This window comes from Mycolicibacterium alvei (assembly GCF_010727325.1).
In the GTDB taxonomy this organism is placed as follows: Bacteria; Actinomycetota; Actinomycetes; order Mycobacteriales; family Mycobacteriaceae; genus Mycobacterium; species Mycobacterium alvei.
This window is the reverse complement of sequence record NZ_AP022565.1, coordinates 1399157-1416187: the sequence shown is the minus strand read 5'-3', so window position 1 is coordinate 1416187 and position 17031 is coordinate 1399157. Positions and strand designations below refer to the sequence as shown.

Below are 17031 nucleotides of genomic sequence, written 5' to 3'. Positions count from 1 at the left end.
CGTGAGGAGCATCGTGGCTGATCCCGCACGGGCCAAGAAGCTCGCCAAACGGATCTCCACCATCGTCGCCTCGGCGATCGAGTACGAGATCAAGGACCCCCGCCTGGCGGGGGTAACCATCACCGACTCGAAGGTGTCGGGTGACCTGCACGACGCCACGCTGTACTACACGGTGCTGGGGTCTTCGCTCGACGAGGAACCGGACTATGCCGGTGCGGCGGCGGCGCTGGAGAAGGCCAAGGGCGTATTGCGGACCAAGGTGGGCGCCGGGACCGGGGTGCGATTCACCCCGACCCTGGCGTTCGTCCGGGACACCGTGCCTGATGCCGCTCACCGGATGGAGGAGCTGCTGGCCCGGGCACGGGCCGCAGACGAGGATCTGGCGAGGGTTCGGCAGGGCGCCAAGCATGCCGGTGACGAAGACCCGTACCGTGTGAGCGGGACGGAAGACATTGATGGGCTTGCCGACGGGGCAGACACAGAGGATGCCGGTGACCGCGATCGAACGGATGACTGATAGTGCTCATTCGGGGGCTCCCAACGGGTGCCCTTCCGGTCAGCGTGTCGACGCGCGTGCGGCAGCGGCCCTCCTTTCGGACGCGGCGAGCATCAGCGTGGTGTGCCATGTCTATCCCGACGCCGACACCATCGGTGCCGGGCTGGCGCTGGCGCAGGTGCTCGACGACGCGGGCAAGCAGGTCGAGGTAGCCTTCGCAGCTCCCGCTCAGCTGCCCGAATCCCTGCAGACGCTGCCGGGCGGGCACCTGATGGTCGCCCCGGATGCCATCCGGGATGACGCTGATCTGGTTGTCACCGTGGATATTCCGAGCGTCAATCGCCTCGGCGCACTGGCGGGACTCGCAGGGGCCGGCCGCGAGGTGCTGGTCATCGACCACCATGCGTCGAATCTGATGTTCGGCACCGCCAACTACGTCGACCCGACGGCGGATTCCACCACGATGCTGGTGGCCGAACTCCTCGACGCCTGGGACAAGCCCATCGACAAACGTGTCGCGCACTGCCTCTACGCCGGGCTGACCACCGATACCGGTTCGTTCCGCTGGGCGACCGCGCGGGCCCACCGCTTGGCGGCCCGACTGGTGGAACTCGGGGTGGACAACGCCTCGATCAGCCGTGCGCTGCTCGACACCCATCCATTCGCGTGGCTGCCGATGCTGTCGCGGGTACTGGCATCGGCGCGGCTGCTTCCCGACGCAGTGGGGGGCCGCGGGCTGGTCTATGCCGTTGTGCCGCACGATGAATGGTCCACTGCCCGACCCGAGGAAGTGGAGAGCATCGTCGACATCGTGCGTACCACTCAACAGGCCGAGGTCGCCGCGGTGTTCAAAGAGATCGAACCGCAACACTGGTCGGTATCGATGCGGGCGAAGTCGCTCAATCTGGCCACGGTGGCCAGCTCATTCGGCGGCGGCGGCCATCCGCATGCAGCCGGTTACTCGGCGGCCGGGCCCACCGCCGACGTCGTTCAGGCGCTCGCTCAGGCGCTTGCCTGACCGTCCGATGGTCGACCGGTCCCATGGTTGAGCCGGAAGGGGACATTCCGGTCACACCGGCCACCACCCGCCGCATCGCCGGCCTGGCGTTTCCGGCGTTGGGTGTGCTGGCCGCCGAGCCCCTCTACCTCCTGTTCGATATCGCGATCGTCGGGCGGTTGGGTGCACTCAGCCTGGCCGGACTGGCCATCGGTGGCCTGATCCTCGGCCTCGTCAACTCGCAGGGGACCTTCCTGTCCTACGGCACCACGGCACGCTCGGCCAGGATGTTCGGGGCGGGTGATCGGCGGTCCGCGGTCGGCGAAGGCGTGCAGGCCACCTGGTTGGCCCTCGGCTTGGGGGTGCTGATCATCGCGGTGGTGCAGGCCGCGGGGGTGCCGCTGCTGTCGGTGATCGCCGGGCGTTCCGACATCGCGGACGCCGCGCTGCCCTGGCTTCGCACAGCCATCCTGGCCGCCCCGGCGATCCTGGTGTCGCTGGCCGGCAACGGCTGGATGCGTGGCGTACAGGACACCGTCCGGCCGCTGCGCTACGTGGTGTTCGGGTTCGCCGTGTCGGCGGTGCTGTGTCCGCTGCTGGTCTACGGCTGGCTGGGCCTGCCGCGGTTGGAGCTGGCCGGGTCGGCAGTGGCCAACGTGACGGGCCAGTGGGTGGCGGCACTTCTGTTTCTGCGTGCCCTGGTGATCGAGAAGGTCCCGCTACGGGTTCAGCCCGCGGTGCTGCGCGCCCAGTTGACCATGGGCCGGGATCTGCTGTTGCGATCGATGGCGTTCCAGGCCTGCTTCCTGTCGGCCGGTGCCGTTGCGGCGCGGTTCGGCGCGGCGGCCGTGGCGGCCCATCAGGTTGTTCTACAGGTGTGGAGTTTCCTTGCGCTGGTGCTGGATTCACTGGCCATCGCCGCGCAGTCACTCGTGGGCGCGACGTTGGGTGCGGGCCAACTGGCGCATGCCAAGAGCGTGGCCTGGCGGGTGACGCTGTTCTCCACGATGGCCGGTGTGGTGCTGGCGCTGGTGTTCGCTGTTGGTTCCTCGGTGCTGCCGTCGGTGTTCACCGACGACGAATCGGTGCTGGCCGCGATCAGGGTCCCGTGGTGGTTCCTGGTGGCCCAATTGCCCGTGGCGGGAATCGTCTTCGCCCTCGACGGGGTGCTGTTGGGTGCGGGCGACGCCAAATTCATGCGCAACGCCACCCTGGCCAGCGCGTTGGTCGGCTTCCTGCCGCTGATCTGGTTGTCGCTCGCCTACGGCTGGGGTCTGTTCGGCATCTGGTCGGGGCTGAGCACGTTCATGGTGCTGCGGTTGATCTTCGTCGGCTGGCGGGCGTTCTCGGGTCGTTGGCTGGTGCCGGGGAGCGTCTAGGTCACCGGCGCGTACCGCTGACCACCCATGCGGCCTGCTTGCCGCCGCCGTGCTCGGCTACGGACACGTCGCCGAAGCCGGTGTCGCGGCACAACGCACCGAACGACTCGGCCTGCTGCCGGGTCCAACCGTGACTGGCCAATCCGGTGGCCCCGTCGGGTGATTGGCGTTCGATCGCGATCAGCCGCCCGCCCGGCGCCAGCACGCGGCGGGCCTCGGCAACCGCCTTGTCGACATCCTGCCAATGGTGCACCGTGGCCAACGCCCACACGACCGTCGCCGAACCGTCCGTCACCGGCAGGGATTCGGCGGTGCCCTCACTCCAGGTGATCGGGGCGCGCCTCGGCGTGATCAGGCGCGCGATGCGCAGCATGGTCGACGCGGGGTCGACGCCTGTCACTCGCGCACCGCGGCGGGCCGCCACTCGGGCAGCGGTGCCCGGTCCGCATCCCACATCCACGATGTGGTCTTGTGACGAGACCTGCGCAGTGTCGGCGGCCAACCTGGCTTTTTTCCGGCCCACCAGGAGGAAGGCCAGCCCGCACAGCACCCCGGTGACACCGGAGAAACCGGGGTGGTCGGCATGGTGATTGATCGCGGCGGATGGGTCTTTCATGGTTCAACCTTGCCCACCTGGGAACGTCCCCGTTCCATCACGGCGCTGCGATTGGCGGCGATGTCGTCACCGGTTGCCGTCGCCATCCACTCGCGCGCCGAGGCCGCTTCGATCCAGAGGCCCTGATCGGTCTGAGACGCGTCGATGCGGTGATACGAGGCGAGCAGGGCCCGGACTGCGGCTTGATTGTTCGCGACGATCGAGGCGGCCATCCGCCGGGCGGTGGGCAGTAGCTCGTCGTGGGCAACCACCTCGGTGACCAGCCCGGCGCGCAGCGCCTCGGCGGCCGAGAGGTAGTCGCCGGTGAGGCTCATCCGCCGGGCCAGACCTACGCCGACCTTCTGCGGCAGCCGTACGCTCAGACCCCAGGTCGGCAGCAGCCCGACGCGGGCGTGGGTGTCGGCGAACTTGGCCTGCTCGGAGGCGATCAGGATGTCGCAGTAGAGCGCCAATTCCAGGCCCCCGGTGACCGCGGCACCGTTGATGGCACCGATCACCGGCTTGGTCATGGAGGGCCATTTGGGGGAGATGTCGGGCAATTCGGTGGTGTCGCCGAGTTCTTTGAGATCCAGGCCGGCGCAGAACACCGGATCGGCCCCGGTGAGGATCACCACGTCGACATCGTCGTCGGCCTGCGCGGTGCGCAGCGCACCGTAGAAGTCCGTGCGCAGCTGCGTCGAGAGCGCATTGCGCGACCGGGGCCGGTTCAGGGTCAGCGTGCGAACCCGGTCGGTGGTGTCGACGAGCAGTACGGGATCGGTCATCCGCTCACGCTATCCGGCGCACCCGACGCGCCTATCGTGGGTGTCATGTGCCGCAACATCACCGAGCTGCGGGGGCTGGATCCCGCCGCCACCGACGAAGAGATCGAGGCCGCGGCGCGCCAGTACGTGCGCAAGGTCAGCGGAATCACCCGCCCGACCGGGGCCAACATCGAGGCGTTCGAGGCTGCCGTCGCCGAAGTCACAGCCACCACCACCCGGCTGCTCGACGGGCTGGCTCCGCGCCGCCAGCCGCCCAAGACCGTTCCGCCGCTGCGGCGTCCCGAGGTCCGGGCCCGCCTGGCTGCACAGTGACGCAGACGCCGGCGCTGAAGGAGTGGAGCGCGGCGGTCCACGCCCTGCTCGACGGCCGCCAGACCGTGCTGCTGCGCAAGGGCGGCATCCACGAGAAGCGGTTCGCGGTGGCCGCACCGGAGTTCATCCTGTTCCCGACGATCGCGCACAGCCATGCCGAACGGGTACGGCCCGAGCACCGCGACCTGCTCCAGGCTGCCGGGCAGGACAGCGCCGACGACGCTGTGATCATTCGAGCGGGGGCGAAAGTTGTCGCAGCGGTGGAGGTCAACCGCACCGAGTCGATCGATGAACTCGCCGATCTGCACATCTGGAGTGCCGATTCGATCAGGGCCGACCGGATCGACTTTCGCCCCAGGCACCGACTGACGGTGATGGTGGTCCAGGTGGCCCCGTTGCGCACGCCGATCCGGCTGGCCCGCACGCCCGAATTCGCCGGGTGCAAGAGCTGGCTCGATCTGCCCGTGCAGGCGGACTGGGGCCCGCCGGTGTACGACGACGCGATGCTGCACGACGTCGCCGAGCGGGTGCGAACCTCAGTCGGCTGACGGCGGCTTCGGGCCGGCGGGCAGCAGCACCCGGGACACCCCGCCCTGACCGTGATGCACGGTGTGGGTGGCCCGCACCAGCTGGGAACCGGAGAACGCCGGTTCGGCGGTGCCCAGGTTGCGGGCGAAGCGTGGGTGTGAGCCGCCGGCGATGAGCACCCGGATCCGTGATCCGGCTCTGAACCGGTGCGCGACGGCGTCGAGCTCGAGCCGAACCGGCCCGGTGTGGCCGTTCAATCGGCGGAACCCGTCGGATACGTTGCGGGACCGGCCTTTTGCATCCACCTCACCGATCCGGACGAAGATGTCGTGATGCGGGTTGTCGCAGCTGTGGGCCAGCTCTACGACGGGGTTGCCGGCCAGATACAGATCGGCCGGAAGCGGATCGCCGGTGAACGTCAGCACGTCGTTCCGTCGGGCCAGTCGAGTGTCGTCGCGGTATCCGCCGGCTGCGGCCAGCAGCCGGCCGCCGACGGTCGGAGTGGGCTCGGCGGGGTCATAGGTGAAGGTCGATGAGCGCTCGCGCGAAGAGCGAGTTTCGGATGAGCGCTCGCGCGAAGAGCGAGTTTCGGATGAGCGCTCGCGCGAAGAGCGAGTTTCGGATGAGCGCTCGCGCGAAGAGCGACTGTCGTGTGCCGGCAGCGCGGACTCCGGCGGCGGGGCCGCCGCCAGCCGGCCCGTCGGCTGCAGGAACAACTCGTGCTCGGGCATGACCGGCGGCCAGTCGGCCAGCTCCATCCAGCCGTGCCCGTTGACATGAATCCGTACGGCGGTGCGGTCTGCCGCGCCGTCGCCCGCCAGGTGAGCGCCCAGCCAGTCCAGCGATTCGCCGACCACGGTGGTGAGGCCCCTGGTCATCAGCTGGGTGTGCGTCCACGGACCGACCGTCAACGCCACCGGGACACCTCGCCGGCGCAACTGGGCGTACTGCTCCAGGGTCTGATCCACAAACAGGTCCTGCCATCCACTGAGCAACAGGATGGGCACCTCGGCCTGCTGCAGTGCCTCGTCGAACCGCAGCAGGTCCCAGAACGGATCGTCGCGTTCGGGATGTTCCAACCAGGATTCGAACCACGGCGCGCCGGTGCCCAGCAACTGACGGCCGGCCGCACCCATCGGCAGTCCGGCGGTCGCCCTGGCCAGTTCCGCGGGCCCTCGAAGCTTCCGGGTCAACGCGTGCACCAGGCCGGTTTCCTCCTGACGGGCCACCATCGCGCTCCACCCGAGGAAATCGTTGAGGGAGAACGCGCCGGTGCCCCAGGATGAGGCACTGAAATCGTGTGGACCGACGGTGATGACGGCGGCCTTCATCTCCGGCGGTGGATCGGCCAGCAGCGCCCACTGGGTGAAGCCGAGGTAGGACAGGCCCGCGGTGGCGAACGTGCCGGTGAACCACGGCTGGTCCCGCAGCCAGGTCACGGTGTCGGCACCGTCGGCCATTTCGTGGACCATCGGGGTGAACTGCCCGCCCGAGCCGAAGGTGCCGCGCACACTCTGCAACACCACGTGATAGCCGCGCGACGCATACACCTGCGCGAACAGCGGTGAGAAGGGGAAGCGACGGCCGTACGGTCCGCGTACCAGCAGGGTGCCCGCGGGATCCTGGGTGACGGGTGAGTAGTGGTCGGCGATCAGTTCGACGCCGTCGCGCATCGGTATCCGCAGCCCGTGCCGCACGGTGAAGTCGGTAGTGGGCGCGGGTAGACCCAGCACCCTGCTGATGGCCTTGCCGGTGTGGCGGCGCAATCTGCTCACGCTGCCCAGGCTACGGATCGGTCGGGCGTGGCTCAGAACTTGTAGTAGGGCGCCAGTTCGTGAGCGCGCTGCAGGTTGACCGCCAGGCAGTCCGGCCGGGCCGGGGAGTGGACCGGCGAGTAGAACAGCGACTGCTGGATGACGCCGTAGCTGGTCTTGAACGCGATCATGCACGTGACCCACCACCGGTCGTTCCAGTCGGTGGGCTTCATGATCCAGTACTGAGCGGCCCGGTGACCGTCGATGTCCAACTCGACCGCATCGGCGGGGATGGTCTTCTCGTAGGTGCGCCAGACGAACGGCTCGATGGCCATCTGATAGTCGCCGGCGTCGTAGTGGCAGCGCAGGCCGTCCTCGGGCTCCGGCGGGGTGAAACCCAGGCCGATCCGCTGAATCGCATCGAATGGGATGTCATTGCACGGATCGAACGGCGAGGGATCGGTGGTTTCGACGATCGGCCACTTGATCGTCGTGGACACGTTGGTCATCGGGAGATCGGTGACGTCGAGGTGGAGCGGACCTGTGCCGGCACCCTGGATCTGGCCCGACGGCCACACCACGATTACCGCTGCAACCAGCGCCGCAACCAGCCCTGTCGAAGCCGAAAGTAGGCGCAACTTGGCGGCCATCACACTCCCTCGTAGTTTGGTGGCAAAAATTTCCCCGGCTTGCGGGGAGTGTAGCGGTCCGGCGCAACGGACTCGACCATAAACGAGAACCTGTTCTAGTTGTCAACGGCACGCGGTCGCGCCGCCCGGTTAGGCTGGTCCGTTGTGGTGGTGCAACTGTGATGATTGATCACGAGTCCAGGGACCGGCAACCAGTCCTGTGGGCGATCAGCGATCTGCATACCGGGCATAACGGGAACAAGCCGGTGACCGAGTCGCTGTACCCGGCCTCGCCGGACGATTGGCTGATCGTGGCCGGTGATGTCGGGGAGCGCACCGATGAGATCCGATGGGCGCTGGACCTGCTGCGCAAGCGGTTCGCGAAGGTCATCTGGGTTCCGGGTAACCACGAACTGTGGACCACGAACAAGGACCCGATGCAGATCTTCGGCCGGTCCCGCTACGACTATCTGGTCGACATGTGCGACCAGATGGGCGTCATCACCCCCGAGCATCCGTTCCCGGTGTGGACCGAACAGGGCGGTCCGGCCACGATCGTGCCGATGTTCCTGCTCTACGACTACACGTTCCTGCCCGAGGGTGCTTCGAACAAGGCCGAGGGGTTGGCCATTGCCCGGGACCGCAACATCGTCGGCTCCGATGAGTTCCTGTTGTCCAGTGAGCCCTATGCGACGCGCGATGCCTGGTGTCGTGACCGGGTGGCGGCCACCCGCAAGCGACTCGAAGACCTGGACTGGATGACCCCGACGGTTCTGGTCAACCACTTTCCCTTGGTCCGCGAACCCTGCGATGCGATGTTCTATCCGGAGTTCTCGCTGTGGTGCGGTACGACGGCCACCAAGGACTGGCACACGCGCTACAACGCGATCTGCTCGGTGTACGGCCACCTGCATATACCGCGGACCACCTGGTATGACGAGGTTCGCTTCGAAGAGGTGTCGGTCGGCTATCCGCGGGAGTGGCGCCGCCGCAAGCCCTTCCGCTGGCTGCGCCAGATCCTGCCCGACCCCAATTACCCACCCGGGTATCTCAACGAGTTCGGCGGACATTTCCAGATCACCAACGAGATGCGCACCCACGCCCAGCAGATGCAGGAGCGGATCAAGGCGCGGCGCGCATGAGCGGCACGTTGCTGGGGCAGGTGCTGCCCGATATGCCGGACAAACTCGCCGCGGCCGAGTTGTACGACGACCCGCCGGAATTGACGGCGCTGCCCGAGGAGGCCGCACTGGTGGCCCGCGCGGTAGCCAAGCGGCGCAACGAGTTCACCACGGTGCGCCACTGCGCCCGCCGGGCGTTGGGTGAACTGGGGGTAGGTCCGGTGCCGATCCTCAAGGGGGACAAGGGCGAGCCGTGCTGGCCCGACGGGATCGTCGGCAGCCTGACGCATTGTCAGGGCTTTCGTGGTGCAGTGGTCGGCCGGGCGGGCGGGGTGCGATCGGTGGGTATCGACGCCGAACCGCACGACGTACTACCCGACGGGGTGCTGGGCGCGATCTCGCTGCCGTTGGAGCGGTCCGAGCTCGGCGGGCTACCGGACGGTCTGCACTGGGACCGGATCCTGTTCTGCGCCAAGGAGGCCACCTACAAGGCCTGGTATCCGTTGACGCACCGCTGGCTGGGTTTCGAGGATGCCCACATCACCTTCGCGGTGGCGGAGTCCGGTGTGGCCGGAACCTTCCGATCCCAGATCCTCGTCGACCCGGCCGCCGAACACGGGCCGCCATTGACCACACTGGACGGCCGGTGGTCGGTGCGCGACGGCGTCACGTTGACGGCGATCGTGCTGTGAGCCGACCGGTCCCGGACCCCGGCTTGGTGATCGTCGACAAGCCGGCCGGGATGACCAGCCATGACGTGGTGGGGCGGTGCCGGCGGTTGTTCGGTACCCGCAAGGTCGGCCACGCCGGCACCCTCGACCCGATGGCCACCGGGGTGCTGGTGGTCGGGATCGAACGCGCTACCAAGATCCTCGGCCTGCTCACCGCCACCGACAAGTCCTATTCGGCCACGATCCGGCTGGGGCAGACCACGACGACCGAAGATGCCGAAGGCGAAGTGCTGCAGTCGGTCTCAGCGGCACACGTGACGAATGAGCAGATCGAGTCCGCGGTCGCGGCGTTGCGCGGCGATATCGAGCAGGTGCCTTCGGCGGTCAGCGCCATCAAGGTCGGCGGCGAGCGGTCGTACAAGTTGGTACGCGAAGGCAAGACCGTCGAGCTGGCCGCCCGACCGGTTCGGATCCACCGGTTCGAGGTGCTCGCCGTCCGCGGTGTGGACGACTTCGTCGATGTGGACGTCGATGTGGACTGCTCGTCGGGCACCTATATCCGGGCGCTGGCCCGCGACGTGGGTGCTGCGCTCGGTGTCGGTGGGCACCTGACGTCCCTGCGGCGCACCAAGGTTGGGCGCTACGGACTCGACGAGGCACGCACGCTGGACGACCTCGCCGAGGCGGCGCGGCTGAGCTATTCACTCGACGAGGCGTGCCTGGTCGGCTTTCCGCGTCGCGATCTCACCGCAGACGAGACCGAGGACGCCCGGCACGGGAGGGCGCTGAAACCGGCCGGGATCAACGGGATCTACGCCGCCACCGCACCCGACGGCCGGGTCATCGCGCTGCTGGAAGACGGCAGCACGAAGACGAAATCTGTTGTCGTGCTGCGGCCCGCCACCCTGTAGCGGGTCGTTAGGGGCCTGCTGGGCGCGGGTTTAAGTGAACGTCTAACAGTTTGCATCCTTCTTGGTTGATTCTCCATGCAGGAAATCAGCCCGTTGACAGACTGTATCGCCGTCTGGCTAGATTAAGTGAATTACCACTAGTTTAGTGAAAATCGGCATTCAGGAGTCAGCTTTGGGAACGCGCGCAATGATCGCCGGTGTCGGGATGATCCCGTTCAGCACGCCACGACACACCGAGACCTACGACGTGATGGGGGAGAAGGCCACCAAGGCGGCACTGGCCGACGCCGGCCTGGGGTACGACGCGGTGCAGCAGGCCTATGTCGGATACGTCTACGGCGACTCGACGTCGGGTCAGGCCGCCCTGTACCGGGTGGGCGCCACCGGCATTCCGGTCGTCAACGTCAACAACAACTGTGCCACCGGATCCTCGGCACTGTTTCTGGCCCGCCAGGCCATCGAGCACGGAATCGCCGATGTGGTACTCGCCCTGGGCTTCGAGCAGATGCAGCGCGGCGCCCTGGCGATGGCCTACACCGACCGTCCGACACCATTCGACAGTTTCGGCGCCGTGGTGCACCGAATCCAGGGTGAGAGTGAAGCCCCTTTTGCCGCCCAATATTTCGGTGGTGCGGGCCGTGAGTACTGCGAGAAGTACGGCATGGACGAATCTGTGTTCGCGCGGATCGCGGTCAAGGCCCGTGCGCATGCCGCGCACAATCCGTACGCGGTGTTCCGCGATCCGCTCACCGTCGAGGAGGTGCTGGCGTCGCCGGCCATCTACGGGCCGTTGACCCGACTGCAATGCTGCCCGCCCACCTGCGGTGCGGCCGCAGCGATCCTGGTCAGCGAGAGCTACGCCCGTAGTCGCGGTATGGACTGCGGCGTGGCGGTGCGCGCGCAGGCGATGAGTAGCGATTCCGCGTCCACCTTCGAGGACAACTCGATGATGAAGATCGTCGGTTACGACATGACCCGGGCCGCGGCGCAGCAGGTGTACGACAGCGCCGGGGTCGGCCCGGCCGACATCGGGGTGGTGGAGTTGCACGACTGCTTCACCACCAACGAACTGTTGACCTATGAGGCGCTGGGGCTCACGCCCGAGGGCACCGCGGAGAAGTTCATCGCCGAGGGGGACAACACCTACGGCGGTCGGGTGGTGACCAATCCGTCGGGTGGTCTGCTGTCCAAGGGACATCCGCTCGGTGCCACCGGGTTGGCGCAGTGCGCCGAACTGGTCTGGCAACTGCGTGGAACGGCCGGACCTCGACAGGTGGACGGAGTCCGCCTGGCCCTGCAACACAACATCGGGCTGGGCGGCGCGGCCGTTGTCAGCCTGTACGAGAAGGTGAGCTGACCATGCCCGTGGATTCGGGTGCCATCGGCACCGAACTGCCACCCACCGAACTGACCATCGACGCCGGGCGATTGAGGTTCTTCGCCAAGACGATCGGCGAAACGGACCCCGTCTTCACCGACGTCGAGGCGGCGAGAGCGGCCGGGAATCCCGACCTCCCGGTGCCTCCGACGTTTCTGTTCTCGATAGAACTGGAGCGTCCGGACCCCTTCGACTGGGTGAGCAACCTCGGCATCGACCTGCGCCACGTCCTGCACGGCGAACAGCGGTTCGTCTATCACGCGACGGCATATGCCGGTGACACCGTGACCGCCAGGCCCACGATCGTCGACGTCTACAGCAAGAAGGGCGGCGCCCTGGAGTTCGTGGTCAAGAAGACGGCTGTCCTGCATGCCGACGGCAGGCTGCTCGCCGATCTCGAATCCGTTCTCGTCGTGCGGAATCCAGAGGGGAATCGATGACAACCGAAGCCATATCCGTAGCGGTCGGATCCGAGCTGCCGCCGCTCCGGCTCGGTGCCGTGAGCCGAACCACCCTGGCCCTGTTCGCCGGGGCGTCCGGAGATCACAACCCGATGCACATCGATATCGACGTGGCGAAGTCGGCCGGCCTGCCCGATGTCTTCGCCCACGGCATGCTCTCGATGGCCTATCTGGGCCGCCTGCTGACCGGTTGGGTTGCCCCCGAGTCCATCCGGTCCTACGGCGTGCGGTTCGCGGCGATCACCCCCGTGCGCGCCGAGCCGACGGCGCACGCCCGCATCACCGCTGTCGAGACGGTGGACGGGGAACGTCGTGTCACCCTGGCCCTCACGATGACCCTGGCCGACGGCACCGAAACACTCTCGGGCGACGCCGTCGTCGCGATCTAGGCAGCAACCGACAAGAGGAGAGAACACCATGGGAAATCTGGACGGGAAGGTGGCCATCGTCACCGGCGCCGGTCGCGGTATCGGACAGTGCATTGCGCTGAAGCTGGCCGCCGAGGGCGCCGCCGTCGTCGTCAATGACCTGGACGAGGGGCCTGCCGCCGACACCGCGAGCGCTGTCGAGAAGGTCGGCGGAAGGTCTGTTCCGGTGGCGGGCAGCGTGACCGAGGACGGCTTCGCGGAGCGGTTCGTCGGTGCGGCGGTCGAGCACTTCGGCGGGCTGGACATCATCGTCAACAACGCGGGATACACCTGGGATTCGGTCGTGCAGAAGATGACCGACGATCAGTGGGATGCGATCCTGGATGTCCATCTCAAGGCGCCGTTCCGGATCCTGCGCGCCGCACAGCCGGTGATCTCGCAGCTGGTGAAATCCGCACAATCCGATGGCGTGCCGGTGCCGTGCCGCAAGGTGGTCAACATCTCATCGGTGGCCGGCCTGGGCGGCAATCCGGGACAGGCCAACTATGCCGCCGCAAAGGCCGGTGTGACGGGCCTGACCAAGACGCTGGCCAAGGAGTGGGGGCGCTACAACGTCACCGTGAACACCGTTGCGTTCGGTCTGATTCGGACCCGTCTCACGAGCACCCCGGCCGGGGGTGACGGCAGCATCGATGTCGAGGGCCGGGAGATCAAGGTCGGGGTGAACCCCGACCTGCTGGCCACGATGGAGCGCTCGATCCCGTTGGGGCGAGCCGGTAGTCCCGGTGAAGCTGCAGGAGCGGTGTACCTGATGTGTGCACCCGAATCGGACTACGTCAGCGGACAGACCCTGATCTGTGCCGGCGGATTTAACATCTGACCATGGTGCACCAGGCAATTCAGGACGGGATCGTCACGCTCACATTGCAGCGGCCACATCGGCTCAACGCCCTCACCTGGGAAACGATGCGGCAGATGCGGGACGCGATCGCCGACCTCGGCGCCGACCCCGAGGTGCGGGCGCTGGTGATCACCGGTACCGGCCGCGCGTTCTGCGCCGGGCTCGACCTGATCGACCTTGCCGGCACCGAGGACATCCGCGCGGTCGTGGAGCGCGAGATGGCCGACAGCTTGAACCCCTTGTGTCAGGCAATTGCTGAGGCGCCGGTGCCGGTGGTGGCTGCCGTCAACGGCCCGTGTGCCGGGGGAGGCCTGGGTCTGGCCCTGTTGGCAGACATTACGATCGCCGCCGAATCGTCGTATTTTCTGGTGCCGCAGGTGAGTTCGCTCGGCGTCGTTCCCGACGCCGGAGCCACCTGGGTGCTGCCCCGCCTGATCGGGCGGGCGAGGGCACTCGGCATGTCGCTGACCGGAGATCGGATCGATGCTGTTCAGGCCGAGCGCTGGGGTCTGATCTGGCGCTGCGTACCCGATGGCGAACTGTTGACCCAAGCCCATGACATCGCCATCGCGCTGGGCCGCCGGCCGGATACCGTCGTGGCCACCCGGGCGCTGCTCGACGGTGCGATGTCGGCCGGCCTGCCCGACCAGCTTGCCGCCGAGACCCAGGCGCAGTCGATCGCACTTCGTACCACTGACGCACTGGCGAGCATCACGCGGTTCACCGCGAAATCTCAACGTGATCGTGATTCGGAGGCGTGAGCTGCGCTGGTGAATCCGGCTCGCCGGATACGATTCGGACGCGCGGCAGCGCAAAGTGGCGGGTCGCAACGACGAGGTAGGTGGATGGTGGTGAAGCCGGACGAGTCGCGTTCAGGCCGTCCCGCTCGTGGCACCCGGCCGGCCAACCGGCGCAGTCTCATCATCGCCGCGGCGGCGGATCTGTTCTACCGCCGAGGCTACGCACAGGTTTCGATGAAAGAGATCGCCGGCGCCGTGGCTATCGGCCCGTCTGCCCTGTATCGGCATTTCTCGAGCAAGCAGGACCTGCTTCAGGCAGTGGTGAGTGACGCACTCGGCGTGGTGGATGCGCTGCTGGACCGGCTGCTGGCCGACCCGACGATCGAGCCGACAGCCGAGATCGCCAGGACCATGTTGGAGCACCGCGCGATCGGCGCCCTCTGGCATGCCGAGGCCCGTCACCTCGCCGACGGTGTCAGAACGCAACTGCGACACCAGTTACGGGGGATCGGTGCCCGGCTCGCCGAGCTCGTGCAACGCCGGCGTGATGGTGTCGACGCTACGACGGCCGACCTGCTCGCCTGGTGCGCCCTGGCGGCTACCACGAGTGTGTCGTTTCACAGCGTGGAGTTGCCGACCGACCGGTTTGTGCGCCTGCTCGCCGAGATGACCCAGGCCGCGATGACGGCCCACGTGCCACGGTTGCGGCGTGGACCGGGGCCGACCGCCGCCGAGGGCGGATCGTGGTCGCCCAGCCGGCGTGAGGAGATCCTGACGTCGGCGATGAAGCTGTTCGCCCGCAACGGATTTGCCAGTGTCGGGATCGAAGACATCGGGGCCAGTGTCGGCATCGCCGGCCCCAGCGTCTACAACCACTTCGCCGCCAAGGAGGACATCCTGGCCGCGGCGATAACCCGGGGTCGGGAACTGTTGTACGCCGATCTGCATCGCCGGCTCGCTCGGGCGGCAGACCCGCGGGATGCCCTGGGACGCCTACTGATCGGATATGCCGAGTTCGTCTTCGAAAGCCCCGAGTCGATTCAGGTACTGATCTCGGAGACCGGGCACCTGCCCGCAACCGAACAAGACCGTACCCGCGCTGCACAGCACGAGTACATCGACGAGTGGGTGGGGCTGCTGCGCCAGCTGAAACCGCACTGGGAGCCGATTGAGTGCCGGGTCCGGGTGCAGGCGGCGCTGAGCGTCATCAACGATGTGGCGGCGACGCCGCACCTGCGCGCGGTCGTCGATGTCGAGCAGGCCACCATCTCGGTGAGTGCCGCTGTGCTGGGGTACGACTGACGGGCGCGGAATTGTGCGCTTACCCAAACTATTTCGAATTTCGGTGCTTTCTACGTGACGTCCGATTTCGGCGCCGATTCTGCCAGTATGCTTCAGGGACAAACTTTCCAAAATTCACTTGTGCCCGCTCGGCGGGTGGGGAAGGCTGCGAGATGTACTTGACCCAAGGACTGCATCGAGGATTGCAACAAACCCCCGACGACCCGATGACGATCTGTGCGGGGCGGGAACGGACGTTCGCGGCCGTGGCCGCCCGCGTTGCCCGACTGGCCGGAGGGCTGCGGGATCTGGGGGTGAAGTCCGGCGATCGGGTAGCCATGCTGGCGTTGAACTCCGACTGCTATCACGAGTACCTGCTCGCAGTGCCCTGGGCGGACGGCGTGCTCAATCCGGTCAACATCCGCTGGAGCGCTGCCGAAATCATCTATGCGCTCAACGATTCGGGCACCAAGGCGCTGATCGTCGATGACGCACACCTGGAACTGCTCGACCCGATCCGGTCCGGCTGTACGCAGCTGTCGACCGTGATCTACTGCGGTGCCGGCACAGCGCCCGAGGGAACGGTGGATTACGAGCAACTGCTCGCGGGTGCAGCCGCCGTCGAAGATGCCCGGCGGGGCGGCAATGAACTGGCCGGCGTGTTCTACACCGGTGGCACCACCGGAGATCCCAAGGGAGTGATGCTTTCCCATGCGGCGATGGTGACATCGTGGCTGGGCGCCCTGGCCTCCGGTCATCTGTTCGCATCGGGGCAGCGCAGCCGCTACCTGCACGCCGCGCCGATGTTCCACCTGGCCGACCTGGCCGCGTGGGGCGCGGCGACGCTGCTCGGCGGTACCCATGTGATGGTGCCGCGTTTCGACCCCATCGCGGTGCTCTCGACGATTCAGTCTCACCGTGTCACCGATGTCGCGCTGGTCCCGACGATGGTCCAGGCGATCGTGGACCACCCGGATCTGTCCACGTACGACCTGACGAGTGTGCGAACGGTTCTCTATGGCGCATCGCCGATCCCGCAGGCACTACTGGAACGTGCTGCGGCGGCACTCCCGGATGCCCGGTTCACCCAGGCCTACGGGATGACCGAGTTGTCACCGATCGCAACACTGCTCGGGCCCGAAGACCACATCAACCCGGCACTGCTGCGTTCGGCGGGTCGGGCCGCACCCAACTGCGAGGTCCGGATCGTCGATGACGGGGGAGCCGAAGTGCCTCGGGGTACGGTCGGTGAGATCGTGGTCCGTGGCGGCAATGTCATGCTCGGCTATTGGAACAAGCCCCACGAAACCGCGGCCGCCGTCCGCGATGGCTGGATGTACACCGGTGACGGCGGATTCATGGACGAGGCCGGCTATGTGTTCATCGTGGACCGGTTGAAGGACATGATCGTCACCGGTGGAGAGAACGTGTACTCGGTCGAGGTGGAGAACGCGGTGGCGCGCAATCCCGGGGTGGCCCAATGCGCGGTCATCGGTGTGCCCGACCAGGATTGGGGTGAGCGGGTTCATGCCGTCGTCGTGCTGCGGCCCGGCGCCCAGGCAACCGACGAGGAGATCCGCCGCCACGCCAAGCAGTACATCGCCGGTTACAAGGCGCCGCGCAGTGTCGAGTTCGTCGAGGCGCTGCCGGTGTCGGCCGCCGGCAAGGTCCTCAAACGTGAACTGCGCAAGCAGCACTGGCCCGACGGCTGCCAGGTGTAGGGC

19 protein-coding genes are annotated in these 17031 nt (G+C 67.2%); 15 read left to right on the top strand and 4 right to left on the bottom strand.

Annotated features, from left to right (window positions below):
- Positions 1-13 precede the first annotated feature (13 nt).
- The 3 genes from rbfA to G6N44_RS06765 are packed head-to-tail and all read left to right on the top strand — an operon-like array spanning position 14 to position 2872.
- Positions 14-517 (top strand): 30S ribosome-binding factor RbfA, encoded by a 504-nt coding sequence (gene rbfA, locus G6N44_RS06775; RefSeq protein WP_163662285.1) that lies wholly within the window; start codon positions 14-16, stop codon positions 515-517.
- A complete protein-coding gene (locus G6N44_RS06770; protein ID WP_163662283.1) occupies positions 510-1514 on the top strand; it encodes a DHH family phosphoesterase in 1005 nt (334 codons plus the stop codon). Before rbfA ends, G6N44_RS06770 begins: the two co-directional genes overlap by 8 nt.
- Before the next feature lie 23 nt (positions 1515-1537).
- Positions 1538-2872, top strand: coding sequence for an MATE family efflux transporter (locus tag G6N44_RS06765; protein ID WP_163662281.1), 1335 nt, complete (start codon positions 1538-1540; stop codon positions 2870-2872).
- Position 2873: 1 nt separating this feature from the next.
- Here the strand turns inward: G6N44_RS06765 and G6N44_RS06760 are convergent, their stop codons facing one another.
- Both G6N44_RS06760 and G6N44_RS06755 read right to left on the bottom strand, forming a co-directional pair.
- Positions 2874-3488: a class I SAM-dependent methyltransferase gene (locus G6N44_RS06760; RefSeq protein ID WP_163662279.1), complete on the bottom strand. Its 615-nt coding sequence runs from the start codon at positions 3486-3488 to the stop codon at positions 2874-2876.
- The gene (locus tag G6N44_RS06755) at positions 3485-4252 is read right to left on the bottom strand and encodes an enoyl-CoA hydratase (RefSeq protein WP_163662277.1); all 768 of its coding nucleotides are present in this window, start codon (positions 4250-4252) and stop codon (positions 3485-3487) included. Before G6N44_RS06755 ends, G6N44_RS06760 begins: the two co-directional genes overlap by 4 nt.
- Positions 4253-4297: 45 nt before the next feature.
- Between G6N44_RS06755 and G6N44_RS06750 the strand changes: the two genes are divergently transcribed.
- Both G6N44_RS06750 and G6N44_RS06745 read left to right on the top strand, forming a co-directional pair.
- On the top strand, positions 4298-4564 hold the full coding sequence (locus G6N44_RS06750) for a DUF2277 domain-containing protein (protein ID WP_163662275.1): 267 nt from the start codon (positions 4298-4300) through the stop codon (positions 4562-4564).
- Positions 4561-5112 carry a DUF1802 family protein gene (locus G6N44_RS06745; protein WP_163662273.1) on the top strand — a complete coding sequence of 184 codons (552 nt, stop codon included), beginning with the start codon at positions 4561-4563 and terminating at the stop codon, positions 5110-5112. The genes G6N44_RS06750 and G6N44_RS06745 overlap by 4 nt, the downstream gene beginning before the upstream one ends.
- Here the strand turns inward: G6N44_RS06745 and G6N44_RS06740 are convergent.
- Together G6N44_RS06740 and G6N44_RS06735 are read right to left on the bottom strand one after the other, a co-directional pair.
- On the bottom strand, positions 5101-6867 hold the full coding sequence (locus G6N44_RS06740; RefSeq protein WP_235682966.1) for a CocE/NonD family hydrolase: 1767 nt from the start codon (positions 6865-6867) through the stop codon (positions 5101-5103). The two genes, G6N44_RS06745 and G6N44_RS06740, sit on opposite strands and share 12 nt — an antisense overlap.
- 32 nt (positions 6868-6899) lie before the next feature.
- Positions 6900-7496, bottom strand: a complete 597-nt coding sequence (locus G6N44_RS06735; protein WP_163662271.1) for a DUF3558 domain-containing protein — start codon at positions 7494-7496, stop codon at positions 6900-6902.
- 161 nt (positions 7497-7657) lie between these two features.
- On the opposite strand from G6N44_RS06735, the gene G6N44_RS06730 reads away from it, so the two are divergent.
- The 10 genes from G6N44_RS06730 to G6N44_RS06685 all read left to right on the top strand — a co-directional run bounded on the left by G6N44_RS06730 (position 7658) and on the right by G6N44_RS06685 (position 17028).
- Positions 7658-8617: an ACP phosphodiesterase PptH gene (locus G6N44_RS06730; protein WP_163662269.1), complete on the top strand. Its 960-nt coding sequence runs from the start codon at positions 7658-7660 to the stop codon at positions 8615-8617.
- Complete coding sequence (gene pptT, locus G6N44_RS06725; RefSeq protein WP_163662267.1) at positions 8614-9288, top strand: 4'-phosphopantetheinyl transferase PptT; 675 nt, start codon at positions 8614-8616, stop codon at positions 9286-9288. The genes G6N44_RS06730 and pptT overlap by 4 nt, the downstream gene beginning before the upstream one ends.
- A gap of 50 nt (positions 9289-9338) precedes the next feature.
- Positions 9339-10178, top strand: coding sequence for a tRNA pseudouridine(55) synthase TruB (truB, locus tag G6N44_RS06720; protein ID WP_235683053.1), 840 nt, complete (start codon positions 9339-9341; stop codon positions 10176-10178).
- A gap of 172 nt (positions 10179-10350) precedes the next feature.
- Positions 10351-11535 carry a lipid-transfer protein gene (locus tag G6N44_RS06715; RefSeq protein WP_179964489.1) on the top strand — a complete coding sequence of 395 codons (1185 nt, stop codon included), beginning with the start codon at positions 10351-10353 and terminating at the stop codon, positions 11533-11535.
- 2 nt (positions 11536-11537) lie between these two features.
- Complete coding sequence (locus G6N44_RS06710; RefSeq protein WP_163662265.1) at positions 11538-11996, top strand: MaoC family dehydratase N-terminal domain-containing protein; 459 nt, start codon at positions 11538-11540, stop codon at positions 11994-11996.
- Positions 11993-12406: a MaoC/PaaZ C-terminal domain-containing protein gene (locus G6N44_RS06705; RefSeq protein ID WP_163662263.1), complete on the top strand. Its 414-nt coding sequence runs from the start codon at positions 11993-11995 to the stop codon at positions 12404-12406. The genes G6N44_RS06710 and G6N44_RS06705 overlap by 4 nt, the downstream gene beginning before the upstream one ends.
- Before the next feature lie 28 nt (positions 12407-12434).
- Positions 12435-13265, top strand: coding sequence for an SDR family NAD(P)-dependent oxidoreductase (locus G6N44_RS06700; protein ID WP_163662261.1), 831 nt, complete (start codon positions 12435-12437; stop codon positions 13263-13265).
- A gap of 2 nt (positions 13266-13267) precedes the next feature.
- A complete protein-coding gene (locus G6N44_RS06695; RefSeq protein WP_163662259.1) occupies positions 13268-14047 on the top strand; it encodes an enoyl-CoA hydratase/isomerase family protein in 780 nt (259 codons plus the stop codon).
- Positions 14048-14131: 84 nt separating this feature from the next.
- Complete coding sequence (locus G6N44_RS06690; protein ID WP_163662257.1) at positions 14132-15328, top strand: TetR/AcrR family transcriptional regulator; 1197 nt, start codon at positions 14132-14134, stop codon at positions 15326-15328.
- A gap of 152 nt (positions 15329-15480) precedes the next feature.
- Positions 15481-17028, top strand: a complete 1548-nt coding sequence (locus tag G6N44_RS06685) for an acyl-CoA synthetase (RefSeq protein WP_163662255.1) — start codon at positions 15481-15483, stop codon at positions 17026-17028.
- The last annotated feature ends 3 nt before the right edge of the window (positions 17029-17031 follow it).

Coding starts and splice junctions, on each gene's coding strand:
- G6N44_RS06770 (WP_163662283.1), top strand. CDS start 510: ATGACTGATAGTGCTCATTCGGGGGCTCCCAACGGGTGCCCTTCCGGT.
- G6N44_RS06765 (WP_163662281.1), top strand. CDS start 1,538: ATGGTTGAGCCGGAAGGGGACATTCCGGTCACACCGGCCACCACCCGC.
- G6N44_RS06760 (WP_163662279.1), bottom strand. CDS start 3,488: ATGAAAGACCCATCCGCCGCGATCAATCACCATGCCGACCACCCCGGT.
- G6N44_RS06755 (WP_163662277.1), bottom strand. CDS start 4,252: ATGACCGATCCCGTACTGCTCGTCGACACCACCGACCGGGTTCGCACG.
- G6N44_RS06750 (WP_163662275.1), top strand. CDS start 4,298: ATGTGCCGCAACATCACCGAGCTGCGGGGGCTGGATCCCGCCGCCACC.
- G6N44_RS06735 (WP_163662271.1), bottom strand. CDS start 7,496: ATGGCCGCCAAGTTGCGCCTACTTTCGGCTTCGACAGGGCTGGTTGCG.
- G6N44_RS06730 (WP_163662269.1), top strand. CDS start 7,658: ATGATTGATCACGAGTCCAGGGACCGGCAACCAGTCCTGTGGGCGATC.
- pptT (WP_163662267.1), top strand. CDS start 8,614: ATGAGCGGCACGTTGCTGGGGCAGGTGCTGCCCGATATGCCGGACAAA.
- truB (WP_235683053.1), top strand. CDS start 9,339: ATGACCAGCCATGACGTGGTGGGGCGGTGCCGGCGGTTGTTCGGTACC.
- G6N44_RS06710 (WP_163662265.1), top strand. CDS start 11,538: ATGCCCGTGGATTCGGGTGCCATCGGCACCGAACTGCCACCCACCGAA.
- G6N44_RS06705 (WP_163662263.1), top strand. CDS start 11,993: ATGACAACCGAAGCCATATCCGTAGCGGTCGGATCCGAGCTGCCGCCG.
- G6N44_RS06700 (WP_163662261.1), top strand. CDS start 12,435: ATGGGAAATCTGGACGGGAAGGTGGCCATCGTCACCGGCGCCGGTCGC.
- G6N44_RS06695 (WP_163662259.1), top strand. CDS start 13,268: ATGGTGCACCAGGCAATTCAGGACGGGATCGTCACGCTCACATTGCAG.
- G6N44_RS06690 (WP_163662257.1), top strand. CDS start 14,132: ATGGTGGTGAAGCCGGACGAGTCGCGTTCAGGCCGTCCCGCTCGTGGC.
- G6N44_RS06685 (WP_163662255.1), top strand. CDS start 15,481: ATGTACTTGACCCAAGGACTGCATCGAGGATTGCAACAAACCCCCGAC.